The sequence below is a fragment of the Salarchaeum japonicum genome, assembly GCF_020614395.1.
Classification (GTDB): Archaea; Halobacteriota; Halobacteria; order Halobacteriales; family Halobacteriaceae; genus Salarchaeum; species Salarchaeum japonicum.
On sequence record NZ_CP085324.1, the window covers coordinates 337,286 to 352,961 of the forward strand.

General features: G+C 69.7%; 12 protein-coding genes. 7 read left to right on the plus strand and 5 right to left on the minus strand.

Annotation, left to right across the window (positions count from 1 at the left end):
* Positions 1 to 69: 69 nt before the first annotated feature.
* Both LI334_RS01900 and LI334_RS01905 read right to left on the minus strand, forming a co-directional pair.
* On the minus strand, positions 70 to 1,746 hold the full coding sequence (locus LI334_RS01900) for a bacterio-opsin activator domain-containing protein (protein ID WP_227261482.1): 1,677 nt from the start codon (positions 1,744 to 1,746) through the stop codon (positions 70 to 72).
* A gap of 108 nt (positions 1,747 to 1,854) precedes the next feature.
* On the minus strand, positions 1,855 to 3,765 hold the full coding sequence (locus LI334_RS01905; protein WP_227261483.1) for an acetate--CoA ligase: 1,911 nt from the start codon (positions 3,763 to 3,765) through the stop codon (positions 1,855 to 1,857).
* A gap of 93 nt (positions 3,766 to 3,858) precedes the next feature.
* Between LI334_RS01905 and LI334_RS01910 the strand changes: the two genes are divergently transcribed.
* From LI334_RS01910 to LI334_RS01925, 4 genes are all read left to right on the plus strand, one after another.
* Positions 3,859 to 4,770 (plus strand): MBL fold metallo-hydrolase, encoded by a 912-nt coding sequence (locus LI334_RS01910; protein ID WP_227261484.1) that lies wholly within the window; start codon positions 3,859 to 3,861, stop codon positions 4,768 to 4,770.
* Between the two features lie 9 nt (positions 4,771 to 4,779).
* Complete coding sequence (locus tag LI334_RS01915; protein WP_227261485.1) at positions 4,780 to 6,711, plus strand: AMP-dependent synthetase/ligase; 1,932 nt, start codon at positions 4,780 to 4,782, stop codon at positions 6,709 to 6,711.
* A 119-nt stretch (positions 6,712 to 6,830) separates the two neighbouring features.
* Positions 6,831 to 8,696, plus strand: a complete 1,866-nt coding sequence (locus LI334_RS01920; protein ID WP_227261486.1) for a cation:proton antiporter domain-containing protein — start codon at positions 6,831 to 6,833, stop codon at positions 8,694 to 8,696.
* A 31-nt stretch (positions 8,697 to 8,727) separates the two neighbouring features.
* Positions 8,728 to 9,006: a hypothetical protein gene (locus tag LI334_RS01925; RefSeq protein ID WP_227261487.1), complete on the plus strand. Its 279-nt coding sequence runs from the start codon at positions 8,728 to 8,730 to the stop codon at positions 9,004 to 9,006.
* A gap of 52 nt (positions 9,007 to 9,058) precedes the next feature.
* Here the strand turns inward: LI334_RS01925 and LI334_RS01930 are convergent, their stop codons facing one another.
* The gene (locus LI334_RS01930) at positions 9,059 to 10,204 is read right to left on the minus strand and encodes a thiolase family protein (RefSeq protein ID WP_227261488.1); all 1,146 of its coding nucleotides are present in this window, start codon (positions 10,202 to 10,204) and stop codon (positions 9,059 to 9,061) included.
* A 125-nt stretch (positions 10,205 to 10,329) separates the two neighbouring features.
* Between LI334_RS01930 and LI334_RS01935 the strand changes: the two genes are divergently transcribed.
* The 3 genes from LI334_RS01935 to LI334_RS01945 are packed head-to-tail and all read left to right on the plus strand — an operon-like array spanning position 10,330 to position 14,303.
* Positions 10,330 to 12,099, plus strand: coding sequence for a flippase activity-associated protein Agl23 (locus LI334_RS01935; protein WP_227261489.1), 1,770 nt, complete (start codon positions 10,330 to 10,332; stop codon positions 12,097 to 12,099).
* A gap of 41 nt (positions 12,100 to 12,140) precedes the next feature.
* Positions 12,141 to 13,478, plus strand: coding sequence for an ATP-binding protein (locus tag LI334_RS01940; RefSeq protein WP_227261490.1), 1,338 nt, complete (start codon positions 12,141 to 12,143; stop codon positions 13,476 to 13,478).
* A complete protein-coding gene (locus LI334_RS01945) occupies positions 13,479 to 14,303 on the plus strand; it encodes an MBL fold metallo-hydrolase (RefSeq protein WP_227261491.1) in 825 nt (274 codons plus the stop codon).
* Here LI334_RS01945 and LI334_RS01950 read toward each other — a convergent pair.
* Together LI334_RS01950 and LI334_RS01955 are read right to left on the minus strand one after the other, a co-directional pair.
* Positions 14,300 to 14,647, minus strand: a complete 348-nt coding sequence (locus LI334_RS01950; RefSeq protein ID WP_227261492.1) for a hypothetical protein — start codon at positions 14,645 to 14,647, stop codon at positions 14,300 to 14,302. The two genes, LI334_RS01945 and LI334_RS01950, sit on opposite strands and share 4 nt — an antisense overlap.
* Positions 14,648 to 14,695: 48 nt before the next feature.
* On the minus strand, positions 14,696 to 15,667 hold the full coding sequence (locus tag LI334_RS01955) for a DUF5787 family protein (RefSeq protein ID WP_227261493.1): 972 nt from the start codon (positions 15,665 to 15,667) through the stop codon (positions 14,696 to 14,698).
* Positions 15,668 to 15,676: the final 9 nt, after the last annotated feature.

Consider the following 15,676-nt stretch of genomic DNA (forward strand, 5'->3'; position numbering starts at 1 on the left):
TTGATAATAGGGATAAAAAGCACCCTCGCTAATTATCGTAATTCTTCACGCGGAAGCGAACCGCTCACCCTACGCGTCGTCCGTGAACGCGGCCGTCAGCAACTTTTGCTGGGCCTTCCGCAGGTGGTTGTGGAGCGTCGGCGCGGAGACGTCCATCGCGTCCGCCAACTCCTCCGCCGTGCTCCCGCGCGGCCACTCGAAGTACCCGCCGAAGTACGCCGCTCGCAGGGTCGCGCGCTGTTTCTCGGTCAGGTCTTCCTGGAGGGTCTGCCGGAGGTCGGTCGTCTGCGGGCGGCGCTCCGTCTCGCGTTTCGCGCGGAGTTCCACGCCGTCGAAGCGGTCGGTGACGGCCTCCACGACGCCCCGCACGTCCACGGCCTTCGGGAAGACGGCGGTGAGGGCCGCGTCGCCCTCCGCGACCGAGAGCGACTCCACCGCGCCGCCGCGGTCGACCACGACCCCGGTCGGCGTCCCCCCGGAGACGACGCACTCGAGGTGCGCGCGGTCGCCGTGGTCGCGGATGAGGCGCACGTCCCGCACCCGGTCGTCCTCGCCCGCGTGCGCGAGGATGTCCTCCACGGACGCCCCGCTCGCGGTGACGAAACACAGGAGGTCGCCGTCCTCCACGGGAACCAGTCCTTCGAGGTCGAACGCGCAGTCGAGTTCGCGGGACGCCGCGACGAAGAACGACCCGCGGGTGACGCCGAAGGAGAGTTCGACGCCGGTGTCCGCGACGAGCAGGCGCTTTCGCTCGACCGCCGCGGTCGTCCAGCCGATTCGCCGGCCCGCGTCCACGAGGAACTCCCGCAGTCCCTCGGTGTCCGCGTCCTCCGTGACCGCGCAGAGGAGGCCGTGGGGCGTGCCGTTCGACCGTATCGCGCTCACCGCGACCGACGCGTTCGGCCCCCAGCGCTCCCCGTCGAGCGCGCGCTGTGCGAACGCGCCCTGCTCGTCCACGCCGTGGCCGTCCAGCAGGCCGGTCTGTCGCACGCTCTCCCGGACGGTCGCGCGCGCCGTCTCCGCGTTCACGCCCGCGCACTCCCGGAGGTCGCCGTGCTCGTCGCACGTCCAGACCGCGCGTACGGACGGCGCGAGCGCCTCGCAGGCCGCGCGGTCGACCGCGTCCCGGGTGGACACGTCGGCGAGCGCCGCGCCGAGCCGCCGCGACGCGCCCGCGAACGGCACCGCCGTCTCCGACTCTCCCGAGTTCTCGTCGGTCATCGCGGCCGCTATCTCGCGGTCGGTCGGCGTCTCCGTGTAGGGTTCGAGGCTGTCGAGGCTCGCCCACCCGCCGGTCGCGCGCACCACTCGGGGGTCGACGCCGTCGTCGAGGTGTCGGCGCGCGAACCCCGCGCGGAGGTCGCGCGCGGCCACGTCCGCGAGCCGGTCGTCGTCCGTCGAGGCCCGGGTCGCCACCTCGGAGACGAGCATCTGGAGCCGGCGCGGCGTCACGTCGAACACGCGCTCGTCGGTTCCGACGTTGTTCGCGTTCACGTACCGCTCGAACTCCCGCGCCACGTCCTCGGGGACGTACGCGCGCCGGCCGTCGTTCGGCACGCGCAGGAACGCGTGCGTCCGCCCGTCGAACGACCGCTCCGTCAGGTGGGCGGGGTTCACGTCCGCGAGTTCGCCCGACCGCAGGCCGACGCGCCCGCAGAGCGCGACGACGAGCGCCTCCCGGTACGTCCGCGCCGCCCGCGCGACCCGCTCGTACTCCGCGACCGTGAGCGCCCCCTCGTCCGCCATATCGTTTCGGAAAACCCCAGTGTACCGAATAAGTGTTGGGGTCGAAAAACTACGGGATGAGCGGAATCGCTCGACAGCCGTCGAAACTGGCCGTACTGGTTTCGGCTTCTACGATGATTCCGAAACGTCTTCGACGATGGATTCGAGTTCGCCGACGATTTCGGGGTTGCGGAGCGCGGACGTGTCCTCGATGTCGTCGCCGTTCGTGATGCGTTCGAGGTAGCGCCGCATCAGTTTCCCCGAGCGCGTCTTCGGGAGGTCGGGCGTGAACACGACCACGTCCGGCGCGGCGAACCGGCCGATGGCGTCCGCGACCGCGTCCCGCACGCGCTCGCGGAGCGGGTCGGTCGCGCTCACGTTCTTCCGCGGGCTGACGTACGCGTACAGCGACGTACCCGCCTCCCCCGACCCGCCGACGACGGCGGCTTCCGCGACGCCCTCGACGCCGACGATGGCGGACTCCACCTCGGCGGTTCCGAGGCGGCGGCCCGCGACGTTCAGGAGGTCGCCGCGCCGCCCCAGCAGTCGGATGTAGCCCGCGTCGTCCACGGTCGCGGTGTCGCCCGTGTCGTACGCCCAGCCCTCACGGGTCGCGTTCTCGCGGAGGGAGTCCGCCATCCCCGGCCACGGCCGCGTCACCGCGAGCATCCCGGACTCGCCCGGGTCGACGGGGTCGCCGCGCGCGCCCACCACGTCCGCCTCGACGCCCGGAATCGGCGGGCCCGCCGCGCCCGGCCGCATCTCGTCCACGCCCGGGAGCGTCGAGAGGAGGATGCCGCCCGTCTCGGTCTGCCACCACGTGTCCACGATGGGGCACTCCCCGCGGCCGATGTGCTCGTAGTACCACCACCACGCCGTCTCGTCGATGGGTTCGCCGACCGTTCCCAGCAGGCGGAGGCTGGAGAGGTCGTGCTTCTCCGGGTACTCCGCGCCCCACTTCATGAAGGAGTGGATGGCGGTCGGCGCGGTGTAGAACACGTCCACGGCGTTGCGTTCCACGATCTCCCAGATGCGGTTGCGCTCGGGGTGGTCGGGCGCGCCCTCGTACATCACGGTGGTCGCGCCGAGCGCGAGCGGGCCGTACACGATGTAGGAGTGCCCGGTGATCCAGCCCACGTCCGCGCTACACCAGTGCGTGTCCTCGTGGGAGAGGTCGAGGACGGTCTCGCTCGTCCACGCGACGTGCGCGAGGTAGCCCCCGGTGGCGTGGCGAACCGCCGTCGGCTCTCCCGTGGTTCCCGACGTGTGGATGACGAACAGGGCGTCCTCGGCGTCCCGGGGAACCGGCTCCACGTCCGCGCCCGCGTGCTCGTCCACGAGGCGGTCGTACGCGTGGTCGCCGTCGAGCGCGCGGCCGTTCCCGAGGCGGTCGACGACGACCTGCTGGACGGACTGCGGCACGGCGAGCGCGGCGTTGTCCGCCTTGCTCTTCAGGTCGTACGCAGTGCCCCTGCGGTAGTAGCCGTCGCAGGTCACCAGCAGGGAGGAGCCGGTCTGTTCGAGGCGGGTCGCCAGCGCGTCCTTCGAGAACCCCGCGAACACGACGGAGTGCACCGCGCCGATGCGCGCGCAGGCCAGCATCGCGATGGGGAGTTCCGGCACCATCGGGAGGTAGAGCGTCACCACGTCGTCCTCTTCGACCCCCAGCTCGCGGAGCGCCGCCGCGAACGCGTTCACCTCCCGGTGGAGATCCTGGTACGTGTACGTCCGCGTCTCCCCGCGCTTTCCCTCCCACTTGATGGCCGCGCGGTTCTTCCGGCCCGCCTCGACGTGGCGGTCCACGCAGTTCGCCGCGGCGTTCAACCGCCCGCCCGCGAACCAGGTCGCGCGCTCGCCGTCGGCGTCCAGTACGTCGTCGTACGCCGACTCCCAGTCGAGCAGGTCGCCCGCGGCCGCCCAGCAGTCGGGCCAGTCCGCGAACTCGCCGCGCAACGCGTCCGTCGCGTTCGCGTCCGCCGCGAATCCCTCGGGCGGCGCGACGCTCGCCGGGCGCTCCCGCCCGGGTCGTCCATCGTCCATCGTCTCACACACGGGTTCGGGGCGAGCGCCCATAAGAGTCGCCCCGTCGCCGGGGCACCAACGCTTTTGCGTGCGCGCGACCGCGCTTCGAGTATGCAACCCGGAGACGTCGCCACGGTTCCCTCCTGCACCGACATCCACTACGTGGACACCGGCATGTACGACACCGCGGAGTACGGCGCGGTCTACGTCGTGGACGCGGAGCGCCCCGCCGTTGTCGATACGGGCATCGGAACGAACTACGAGCGCATCCTCGACGCGCTCGACGAGGTCGGTATCGCCCGCGAGGACGTCGCGGTCATCGCGCCGACGCACGTCCACCTCGACCACGCGGGCGGCGCGGGCCTGCTCGCGGAGGCGTGCCCGAACGCGGACGTGTACGTCCACGAACTCGGCGCGCGCCACCTCGTCGATCCGAGCCGGCTCGTCGCGGGCACGAAGAACGCGGTGGGCGACCAGTGGCAGTTCTACGTCGAACCCACGCCCGTCCCCGAGGAGCGCGTGGTCGAACTCGCTGACGGGGACACGATCGACCTCGGGTCGCGCGCGCTCGACGTGCACCACGCGCCCGGGCACGCCCCCCACCAGGTCGTGTTCCACGACGACCGCGACGACGCCGTCTTCGTCGCGGACGCCGCCGGCATCTACGTCCCCGACCTCGACGCCGTCCGGGAGACGAGTCCGCCGCCGAACTTCGACCTCGACCAGTGCCTCGACGACGTGGAGACGATTCGCGGCCTCGACCCCGACGCCCTGCTCTACCCGCACTTCGGGCCGGTCGCGGACGACGTGGACGCCCGCCTCGCCGGCTACGCGGAGACGCTCACCGAGTGGGTCGGCGCGGTCGAATCGAAGTACGACGAACTCGGGGACGAGGCGGCGGTGCAGGAGTACTTCGCGGAGAACGCCGCCGTGAGCGAGGTGTGGGGGTCGCTGAAGGCGTCTGAGGAAACCGCGATGAACGTGCGGGGCGTGTTGCGATACCTTAAGCACTCTGAGGACTAACCCCATGATATGAGTTGGCAAGACGCCGAGCGGGAGTACGAGGACGAAGTCATCGGCCGAACCACGCTCCCGCGACTCTTCGAGGACGCCGCGGAGCGACACGCGGAGCGTCCCGCGCAGGGGTACAAGGGCGGTATCTACGACCGCACGCTCACCCCCGACGTCCTCCCCGCCGCGCCCGCGGGCGAGTACGCGAACGTCACGTACGACGAGATGCGTTCCATCGTGCGGTACCTCGCCGCGGGCTTCCGCGACATCGGCCTCGGCCCGGACGACCGCGTCGGCGTGTTCGCGCACACCCGGATGGAGTGGGCGCAGACCGACTTCTCGGTGCTCGCCGCGGGCGGCGTCATCACCACCGTCTACCCGAGTTCGAGCGAACGCCAGGTGTCCTACCTCCTCGGGGACTCCGGCGCGACCGGCGTCGTCGTCGAGAACCAGGAACTCTTAGAGCGCGTGCTCGCCGTGGAGGACGACCTCGACGTGGAGTGGGTGGTCGTGATGGACGAATTCGAGAGCCAGCGCGACGACGTGCACTCGTTCGCGGAGGTGCACGAGCGCGGCCGCGAGGTCTACGACGAGGACGCCTACCTCGGGTGGCTGGACGACCGCGACCCCGACGACCTCGCGAGCCTCATCTACACGTCGGGCACCACGGGCCGGCCGAAGGGCGTGGAACTCACGCACTGGAACTTCCGGTCGAACGTCAATCAGTGCCGGAAGCGCTTCGGGCCGCGGCCGGACAAGGGCGACGTGCCCGCCATCACGGAGGAGAGCCGACTGGTGTCCTACCTCCCGCTCTCCCACGTCTTCGAGCGGCTCTCCGGGCACTTCCTCCAGTTCGGGAGCGGCGGCCACGTCTGTTACGCCGAGTCCCCGGACACGCTCCAGGAGGACATGGGACTCGTGAAGCCGACGACCGGGACGAGCGTCCCGCGCGTGTACGAGAAACTCTACGACGCGGTGCGCGAGCAGGCGTCCGGTTCCGCCCTCAGCGAGCGAATCTTCGAGTGGGCGGTCGGCGTCGCGCGCGACCACTACACCGCGGAGACCCCCGGCCTCGTGCTCTCCGCGAAGCACGCGCTCGCGGACCGCCTCGTCTACTCGAAGGTCCGGGAGGCGCTCGGCGGGAACATCGACTACTTCATCAGCGGCGGCGGCAGCCTCGACCCCGGACTCGCGAAGGTGTTCCACGGGATGGGCCTCCCGATGCTCGAAGGCTACGGTCTCACCGAGACGAGTCCCGTCATCTCCGTCAACCCCCCGGAGGCACCGAAGGTCGGCACCATCGGCCCGACCGTCGTCGATACCGACGTGGAGATAGACGAGTCCGTCGCGACGCCCGAACAGCGCGAGCGCGCGGACGGCACGGCGGGCGAACTGCTCGTGAAGGGCCCGCAGGTGTTCTCGGGCTACTGGGAACTCCCGGACGCGACGGACGAGGCGTTCACGGAGGACGGCTACTTCCGCACCGGCGACGTGGTCGACCTCCGCGCGGACGGCTACATCCAGTTCCTCGAACGCGCGAAACAGCTCCTCAAGCTCTCGACGGGGAAGAACGTCGCGCCCGGCCCCATCGAGGACGCGTTCGCGCAGAGCTCGCTCGTCGAGCAGGTGATGGTCGTCGGGGACGACCGGAAGTTCGTCGGCGCGGTCGTCGTCCCGAACGTCGAGGGCGTGCGGAAGTGGGGCGACCGCCAGGACATCGACCTCCCGGAGTCGCCCGCTGAACTCTGCCGGGACGACCGCGTGCACGAGCGCATCCAGCGCGAGGTCGATTCGGTGAACGAGGAGTTCGAGGACTTCGAGACGATCAAGCAGTTCGTGCTCGTTCCCGAGGAGTTCACGGAGGAAAACGACATGCTCACTCCCTCGCTGAAGAAGAAACGCCGGAACATCGAGGCGCGCTACGCGGACGAAATCGAATCCCTGTACGAGTAACGCACTCACGGCGAGATTTTCCGCCTATGTTCGGTTTTTTCCGAGGAGACTGTACACCCTACCGTTTCTCTGAGCGCAAACGCATGCTTTTATGACGCTTGGGTATATGTTTTCGAGTAGTGTCAGGGTCGGAAGTCATCCCACTGGTCGCGGCTATCATCGCGCTCGGCGTCGGGTCGCAGATACTCTCCGATAAGCTCCAGGTGCCGAGCGTGCTGTTCCTCATCCTCGCCGGCATCGTGCTGGGGCCGGAAGGAGCGGAACTCATCACGCCGAGCGCGCTCGGACTGGACGCGCTCTCGGCCATCGTCGGGCTCTCGGTCGCCATCATCGTCTTCGAGGGCGCGTTCCACTTGAAGTGGGAGAAACTCCGGGAAGCCCCCGGGGAGACCTTACGGCTCGTGACTATCGGCGCGGTCATCGCGCTCGTCGGCACGACCGCCGCCGTCCACTTCCTGCTCGGCGCGGCCTGGGACCTCTCCTTCCTCATCGGCGCGCTCCTCGTCGCCACGGGGCCGACGGTCATCACGCCGATTCTCGAAGTCGTCCCCGTCCGCGACCGCGTCGGCGCGGCGATGGAGACGGAAGGCGTCGTGAACGACGTGACCGCCGCCATCCTCGCCATCGTCGTGTTCGAGGTCGTGAACCCGAGTCACGCCTCCATGGGACTCGTGCAGTCGTTCGCGTCCCGACTCGGAGCCGGTATCGCCATCGGCGCGCTCGTCGCCGGCGTCGTCTGGTACCTCCTCCGGCACGTCGACCTCTCCGCGGGCGGCGCGGTGCAGAACGCCCGCCTCCTCGTGCTCGCCGGCGCGCTCGTCGCGTACGCGGCCGCGAACTCCCTCTTCTCCGAAGCGGGTATCGCCGCCGTCGCGACCGCCGGCATGCTCCTCGGGAACGCCGACCTCCCCTACGAGGAGGAGATAGAGACGTTCAAGGGCGACATCACGCTCCTCGTGCTGTCGTTCGTCTTCATCGCGCTCGCCGCGCTCCTCCAGTTCGAAGACCTCATCCGCCTCGGACTCGGCGGCATCGGCGTCGCCGTCCTCGTCGCGGTCGTCATCCGGCCGCTCGCCGTGTTCGCGTCCACGTTCGGCGACCGCTACACGGTTCCGGAGCGCGCGTTCATGAGCGCGGTCGGCCCGCGCGGCATCATCCCCGCGTCCGTCGCGACCCTGTTCGCCGTCGAACTGCAGAACGCCGGACAGGAAGCCGCGGCGAGCACGCTCGTCGGCACCGTCTTCCTCGTCATCCTCCTCACGGTCGTCTTCGAAGGCGGCCCGGCCCGGCAGTTCGCGGAACTACTCGACATCATACCCATGCGCGTCATCATCGTCGGCGGCGGCACCGTCGGTCGAGCGCTCGCGGAGCGCCTCGAAGACCGCGGTGAGAACGTCGTCATCATCGAATCGGACGAATCGATCATCGAAATCGCACGCAACGAAGGATTCACCGTCCACCAGGGCGACGGCACGGACACCGACGTCCTGCGGAAGGCCGGCGCGGAGAAAGCGAAAATCATGGTCGCCGCGACCGGCGACGACGACGCGAACCTCCTCGTCAGCCAGCTCGCGGACTCCAAGTTCGACGTCGAGACCGTCATCGCTCGCGCGAACAACCCCGACAACGTGGACGCCTTCGAAGACCTCGGCGTCCGCACCGTCTCCAGTTCGATGGCGACCGCGTGGGGTATCGACAACCTCATCGAACGCCCCGCGCTCGCGAACTGGATGACCGAAATCGGCCGCTCGGGCGACGTCCAGGAAATCGAAGTCACCGCCGACGAACTCGCCGGCATGACCATCGACGAACTCGACGAGAAACTCCCGAACGGCTGCATCATCGCGCTCGTCGGCCGCGGCGGCGAGAACGAAGTGCCGGAACGCGACCGCGCCCTCCAGAAGGGCGACCACCTCACCTTCCTCGGTCGGAAGGAAGCCGTCCGGGAGGCACTCGACATGTGTCACCCGCGAGACGAACCCTAGATTTAGGGCGTTTCTCCCGTTCACTCTACCCGTGTCCGAGGAGCTAGCGCGAGCGCTCACCCGCGTCGCGCCCGGCGACCGCGCACACGCGACCACCGACAGCCAGCGCTACACCGCCGTCGTCACCACCACCGAACACGACGACACCGGCGTCCGCGTCGCCGCCGTCCCCGAAACCGGCGACGACTGGCTCGAACTCCGCGCCACCCGCACCGCCGGCGAGTGGACGCCACCGACCGTTCACCGACTCCAACACCCCGAGGACGACTGGACGAAACTCGGCAGACTCGTCACCCTCGACCTCGAATAACGCCCTCCCGGAAAATAAACCTATAACGCCGCTCGCGGTGCGAGCGGTCGTGTTACTCGCGCTTGAACGTGATCGCGGCTCCCTGCCCGAAGCCGACGCAGAGCGTGGCGAGTCCCTTCTCGGCGTCCTGCTTCTGCATCTCGTGGATGAGCGTGACGGGGAGGCGTGCGCCGGACGCGCCGAGCGGGTGGCCGAGCGCGATTGCGCCGCCGTTCACGTTGAACTTCTCGTCGTCCACGCCGAGTTTGCGCTGGCTGTACAGCGTCTGGGACGCGAACGCCTCGTTCAGTTCCACGAGGTCGAACTCCTCGATGTCCTCGCCGGTGCGTTCGAGGAGTCCCTGCGTGGCGGGGACGGGGCCGACGCCCATGATGGTGGGGTCGACGCCCGCGACGTTGTTGTCGCCGACGTACGCGAGGATGTCGAGGTCGTGTTCCTCCGCGAACTCCTCGCTCGTGATGAGGGTCGCGGCCGCGCCGTCCGAAATCTGGCTCGCGTTCCCGGGCGTGACCGTGCCGTCGCTCTTGAAGACGGTGGGGAGGCCGGCGAGCGTTTCGAGGTCGGTGTCGCGGCGGATGCCCTCGTCCTCCTCGACGAGCCCGTCCTCGGTCTCGACGGGCACGATTTCGTCGTCGAACCGACCGGAGTCGGTCGCTTCGGCGGCGCGCTGGTGGCTGCGGAGCGCGTACTCGTCCTGTTCTTCGCGGCTCATGTCGAACTCCTCGGAGACCTTCTCCGCGGTCATCCCCATCTGGAGTTCGGGGACGTTGTAGAGGTCGGCGAGTTCCGGGTGGAGGTCGTTGTAGGAGTCGCCGCCCATCGGGACGCGACTCATGTTCTCCACGCCGCCGGCGATGATGGCGTCGCGCTGGCCGGCGCGAACCGCGTCGCTCGCGCTGATGACGGCCTGCATCGAGGACGCACACCAGCGGTTGATGGTGGTCGCGGGCGTGCCCTCGCCGAGTTCTGAGAGCAGTGCGATGACGCGCGCGACGTTGTTGTCCTGCTCGGTGCGCTGCTGTGCGACGCCCCACATCAGGTCGTCGATGGCGTCCGCGTCGAGACCGGTCTCGTCGAGGATGTGGTCGATGAGCGTCACCGAGAGGCCTTCGCTACGCGTGTCCGCGAACACGCCGCCCTCCTTGCCTTGGGGCGTTCGGACGGCCTTCGCGACGACTGGCGTGGGCATTTCTCCCATACCGTCGTCTCGCGCCCACAGGGCCTTAAGCCTGCCACAACGGGCCACACGTTCCGAGACGTTTCTTCGCCCGACCGCGAGCGGAGAGGACAAACGGTTTATCGGGCGGTGCGCTACGCGAACGCATGCGTCGGTTCCTCCGCCGTCCCTCGCGTCCGCTCCCCGCCCTCCTCGCCGTGAGCGCGCTCGCGCTCGCCGTCCGCCTCTACGACCTCGGCGGCCGGGTCGCCCACCAGGACGAGGCCCGGGTCGCGGACTGGATTCTCCAGTACATGGCGATGGGCACGTGGGAGTACCGCCCAATCATCCACGGTCCCTTCCTCCCGCACGCGAACGGCGTCCTGTTCGACCTCCTCGGCCCCTCCGATTTCGTGATGCGCCTCCTTCCCGCAGTCGCGGGCGCGCTCCTCCCGCTCGCGGCGCTCCTCTACCGCACGCGGTTGCGGGACGACGAGACGGTGGCGCTCGGCCTCCTGCTCGCCGCGAACCCCCTCCTCCTCTACTACAGCCGGTTCATGCGGAACGACCTCATGCTCGCCGCGGTGATGTTCGCCGCCGTCGGCTGTTTCGTCCGCGCGTGGGACACCAAGCGCCTGCGCTGGCTCCCCGTCGCCGCCTTCCTCTTCGCGCTCGGGTTCACGATGAAGGAGAACGGCCTCCTCTACCCCGTCGCGTGGGCGGGCGCGCTCCTCCTCGTCGCCGACAGCCGCGTCGTCACCGGCGACCGCGGCTGGGTCGGGCGCGCCGTCGCTGGCGGCCGCCGCGTCTACCGCTGGCTCCTCGGACTGGTGGACGTGCTCGCCGGCGGCCCCCGCGAACCCGACCACGGCCTCGCCGCGCACGTCCGCGGCGGCCTCCGCGCCGCCCTCCGGAACCCCGTGGTTCGGTACGTCCCGCTCGCCGTCCTCCTCGTCGCGGAAGCCGTGCTCGTCGTCGTGCTGTTCTACGCGCCGAAACCCGACCTCTGGACGGCGCTCTCCGGCGGCCGCCCCCTCCTTCCCGTCCTCCGCGAGGCGACCCTCGGCGTCTGGTTCGAGTTCCTCGGCACGTGGGGCGGCGCGGAGATGCACGCCCACTCCACCGTCCAGTTCCTCGGCCACCTCCTCGAAATCACCATCGTCGGCGCGCCCGCCCTCCTCCCGCTCGCCGTCGTCGGGTTCGTCGCCGACCGCTACACCGGCGACTCCCCCCGCGACCTCGTCGCCTTCTCCGCGTACTGGGGGTTCGCGTCCATCTTCGGGTACGCCGCCATCACCGACATCCTCGCCGGCTGGACGGCGATTCACGCGGTCGTCCCGCTCGCCGTCCCCGCCGCCGTCGCGCTCGCCGCGCTCTACCGCATGGGACGGGAGGCGTTCGCCACCGACCGGCCGTCGCTCGCCGCGGGCGTCGTCGCCGCGCTCGCGCTCAGCGCGCTCATGACGGGCGGCGTCGCGGCCGGCGCGTCCTTCGCCTACGACCAGTCCACGGAGAACCCGCTCGTCCAGTACGCCCAGCCCGCCGGCGACATGAAACCCGTCCTCGACGACATCCGCGAGGCCTCCCAGTCGAACGACGGCGTGGACGTGCTGTTCTACGGCGACGAGTTCCACAACCCCACAGGGAGCCACGAGTTCACCATCGACGACTGGGACGACCCCGGTGACGCGGGCGGCGCGTACCCCGGGTGGTTCGCGCGCCTCCCGCTCCCCTGGTACCTCAACCAGTACGACGCGAACGTGACGAGCGTCCAGTCCGTCGCCGGGTTCCCCGACAGTCCGCCGCCGGTCGTCGTCACGCTCGACCGCGAGAGCGACGACATCGAAGACCGCCTCGACGGCTACGCGCGCTACACGTTCCCGCGCTACCTCACCTCGGGCCACGGCGACCTCGCCATCTACGTCCGCGAGGACTGACCGGCGACGGTCTTAAGCGGGTCGCACGGCAAGGGTAGGCGATGAGCGAAAGGGCGCTCGACGTCATCGAAGTTCTCCTCACCGCTCGCGTCTACGGGCGTACGCCGAGTCTCGACGAGGACGACCTCCCACCCCACCTCCGGGAGGCGTTCTGGGCCGAGGACGGCGTGCCGGACTCACCGACGGTGGACGAGGACACCGTCCGCGAGGCCACGGGCATCGCCGACCCGTGGGAGGAGATTTCGGGACTGATGTTCACCGACCGCGACACGTTCAGCGGGCGGTTGAACCTCGTGAACGACGACATGGCGCGCGAGTGGTACGACGAGCGGGCGGACGCCGACCGACTGAACGCGAACCCGGCGCTCGCGCACGAGTTCGAAGACCGCGAGGGCGTGGACTACGAGGCCGCCCGGTCGGAGAACCGGCCGGTGCGCGCCGACCCGCAGTGGATAGACGGCCTCCTCGCGGAGTTCTTCGACGAGGAGGACGAGGAGATGCTCGACCTCGTGGAGGTTCGCGCGCCCTCGGAAATCGACGTGTCGATGGACGACCTCGTGCTCACGCCCGAGCAGGAGGCCGAAATCGGGAAGGTCGGGAAGGCAATCGAACACCGCGACTTCCTCGCCGAGGTCGGCCTGTACGAAATCGGGAAACTCCTCTTCGTCGGCCCGCCCGGCACCGGGAAGACTTCGACGGCGAAGGCGCTCGCGCACAGCCTCGACCTCCCGTTCGTCGAGGTGAAGCTGTCGATGATTACGAGCCAGTACCTCGGTGAGACGGCGAAGAACGTCGATAAGGTGTTCGAGGTGGCGCGACGGCTCTCGCCCTGCATCTTCTTCATCGACGAGTTCGACTTCGTCGCGAAGACCCGGAGTTCGGACGAGCACGCGGCCATCAAGCGCGCCGTCAACACCCTCCTGAAGAGCATCGACGAGATCAGCCTGATTCGGGACGAAGTCCTGTTGATCGGCGCGACGAACCACCCGGACGACCTCGACTCCGCGGTGTGGCGGCGCTTCGACGAGATTCTCGCGTTCCCGAACCCCTCGGAGTCGATGCGGGCGGACATCCTCCGCCTCATCACGCACGACATGGACATCGAGAACTTCGACCCCGCGGAGATAGCGGCGGAGACGGACGGCCTCACCGGGAGCGACCTCCGGCTCGTGATGCGCGAGGCAGTGCTGGACGCGCTGACGGAAGACCGGACGACGCTGACGCAGGACGACCTCCTCGGTGCGGTTCAGCAGTTCGAGGAGCGCGACCACCTCCGCAACCTCGACAACCTGGAGGACGCGCTCACGCACGGCGACCCGATCGACGGCGACGAGGCCGAGGAATCGGGGGACGCACACGACCACGTTCACACGCACTAGATGCGCGTCACACTCCTCGGGACGGGCGACACGACGGGAACGCCGACGCCGGGATGTGACTGCGACACCTGCCTGGAGGCGCGTGCGCGCGGCGTGGAACGAACCCGGTTTTCGGTGCACGTCGAGAACGAACGCACGGGCGAGTCCCTCCTCCTCGACGCGAGTCCGGACTTCCGCCACCAGTTCCTCACACAGGACGTGTCGCTCCCGGACGAGGTCGTCGTGACGCACGTGCACTTCGACCACCTCGACGGTCTCGGGAACGCGTACCGGCTCGTCGACGACCTCCCGGTGCACGCGGCGAACGAACGCGACCCGAAGACGGGAACGTCCGTCGCGGGGACGGTGCGGGAGAAGTACGACTACCTCGACCCGGTCTCCGTCCGCGAGCACGCGCCCGGCGAGACCTTCCGCGCGGCGGGGTTCGACGTGACGCTCGTCCCGGTCGACCACCCGCCGCTCGTGTGTTACGGCGTCGTCGTCCAGGACTCGGAGACGGGCGCGAAACTCTCGCTCACCGGGGATACGAGCTACGACGTGCCGACGAAGTCCCGGGACGCGCTCCGGGACGCCGACCTCCTGCTCGCGGACGCTATCGTCCCCGCCGCGCTCTGCGACCACCACCCGATGGGCGGCCGGCACGAGGACGGCGACGGGGTTCCGCGGACGTTCGGCACGAAACACATGACGCGGGAGGGCGCGCTCGACCTGGCGGCCGAACTCGACGCCGACACGACCCGGCTCGTGCACGTCTCTCACTTCTATCCGGTCGAGGAGGCGTTCGACGACGCGCTCGCGGTGGACGGCGAACAGTACGAGTTCTAGCGGGACGCGCCGACCGCGAATCCAAGGTAGGCGAGGCCGAGGCCGAGGAGGGCGGGCGCGTACCCGAACCCGGTCGTGGCGAACGCGATGCCGAGCGCGCTGAACGTCGCGATGGCCGTGAGTCCGGCCGCGGCGGTGTCGCCGGACGTGCCGAACACCGCGGGGTGGTCGAGCGCGACGAAGGCGAGACCGGCGTACGTGCAGAACAGGCCGACGAGCAACAGCGGTTGCGTGTGCGCGGCGTCGAGCGCGCCCGCGCCGGCCGCGAGCGCCCCGGAGACCGCTGCGAGCGCCGCGCGACCTCGCCGCGAGTACCGCGCTCCCGCGGCCGTTACGAGGCTCATACTCGGAACACACCCGTCCCGGTCATAAAAGTTTAGCAGTGATTTCTATCAATTGAAACGGTCGAGGGCCGTCTGGGTGCGCTTCTCGCCCGCGTCGGGCGTCCACGCGGTTCTGGCCGCGCGCTCCGCGTCGCGGTCGGCGTCCGGCGCGTCCCCCGGTTCGTAGCCGGGGCAGTCCGGGCCGCACTCGCTCGCCGCGTCCACCAGCCGTTCCTTGAACGCGCAGTAGGGAAGCGTCGCCGCGCCCGCCTCGCGCCCGCGTTTGCTCTCCGCGCACGCCGGGAGGCCGTACGTCCGCCAGCCCTTCCCGAACGCGCGCTCCGCCAGTCGTCGCCGCTTCGCCGCCTTCTCGTCCGGGGACGCGAACCCGACCCTCGTTTCGAGTCCGCGCTCGTCCAGGATTTCGACGCCCGGCGCGTCCGGGTCGAGCGGCGTCGCCTCCCGAACCACCGTTATCGGGTCGTCGGCCGCGAAGTCCACGCGCCACACGCCGACCGCCTCGGGAATCCGGTTCAGGTGCGCGCGCGTCACGTACGACTCCGTCGCCAACACCACCTCGTCCAGGAGGCCGAGCGCGGCGTCGTGCCGGAGCTGGAAGTCGAGGTCGCCCGGCGTCCCGAGGTCGGGCTTGTTCTCGATGCCGACGATTCGCCCGAACCAGTCGTCGGGGTAGCGCGCGACCTGCCGCACGACCCGCTGACCGTCCCGCCGCGTGAGTTCCAGGAACCCGGCGTCCGCGCCCGCCTCCGCGAGTCGGTGCGCGCGCTCGGGCGGGCCGTCGAACGCCTCGCTCACGCGCCGCCACCGTCCCGCGCCCACGTCCGCGTCGAGGACGCCCGCCGGGATTTCGTCCGGCGTGAGCGCCACGCGCCCCTCGAACGCGGGGCCGGGCGCGACAGTCACCACGTCGAGAATCCGGTTCCCGGTACCGTGGACGCTCGCGCCGAGCTGTCGGCTCACGACCTCCTCGCGGGATTCCAGATGGGCGCAGAGCCGGAGTTCGAACGCGAACTCGCGCATACCTCCCGT

What these genes read in the sequence shown, in the direction of transcription:
- LI334_RS01905 (WP_227261483.1), bottom strand. Translation starts at nt 3,765, where the DNA reads ATGGACGATGGACGACCCGGGCGGGAGCGCCCGGCGAGCGTCGCGCCG.
- LI334_RS01940 (WP_227261490.1), top strand. Translation starts at nt 12,141, where the DNA reads ATGAGCGAAAGGGCGCTCGACGTCATCGAAGTTCTCCTCACCGCTCGC.
- LI334_RS01910 (WP_227261484.1), top strand. Translation starts at nt 3,859, where the DNA reads ATGCAACCCGGAGACGTCGCCACGGTTCCCTCCTGCACCGACATCCAC.
- LI334_RS01955 (WP_227261493.1), bottom strand. Translation starts at nt 15,667, where the DNA reads ATGCGCGAGTTCGCGTTCGAACTCCGGCTCTGCGCCCATCTGGAATCC.
- LI334_RS01935 (WP_227261489.1), top strand. Translation starts at nt 10,330, where the DNA reads ATGCGTCGGTTCCTCCGCCGTCCCTCGCGTCCGCTCCCCGCCCTCCTC.
- LI334_RS01900 (WP_227261482.1), bottom strand. Translation starts at nt 1,746, where the DNA reads ATGGCGGACGAGGGGGCGCTCACGGTCGCGGAGTACGAGCGGGTCGCG.
- LI334_RS01930 (WP_227261488.1), bottom strand. Translation starts at nt 10,204, where the DNA reads ATGGGAGAAATGCCCACGCCAGTCGTCGCGAAGGCCGTCCGAACGCCC.
- LI334_RS01915 (WP_227261485.1), top strand. Translation starts at nt 4,780, where the DNA reads ATGAGTTGGCAAGACGCCGAGCGGGAGTACGAGGACGAAGTCATCGGC.
- LI334_RS01950 (WP_227261492.1), bottom strand. Translation starts at nt 14,647, where the DNA reads ATGAGCCTCGTAACGGCCGCGGGAGCGCGGTACTCGCGGCGAGGTCGC.
- LI334_RS01945 (WP_227261491.1), top strand. Translation starts at nt 13,479, where the DNA reads ATGCGCGTCACACTCCTCGGGACGGGCGACACGACGGGAACGCCGACG.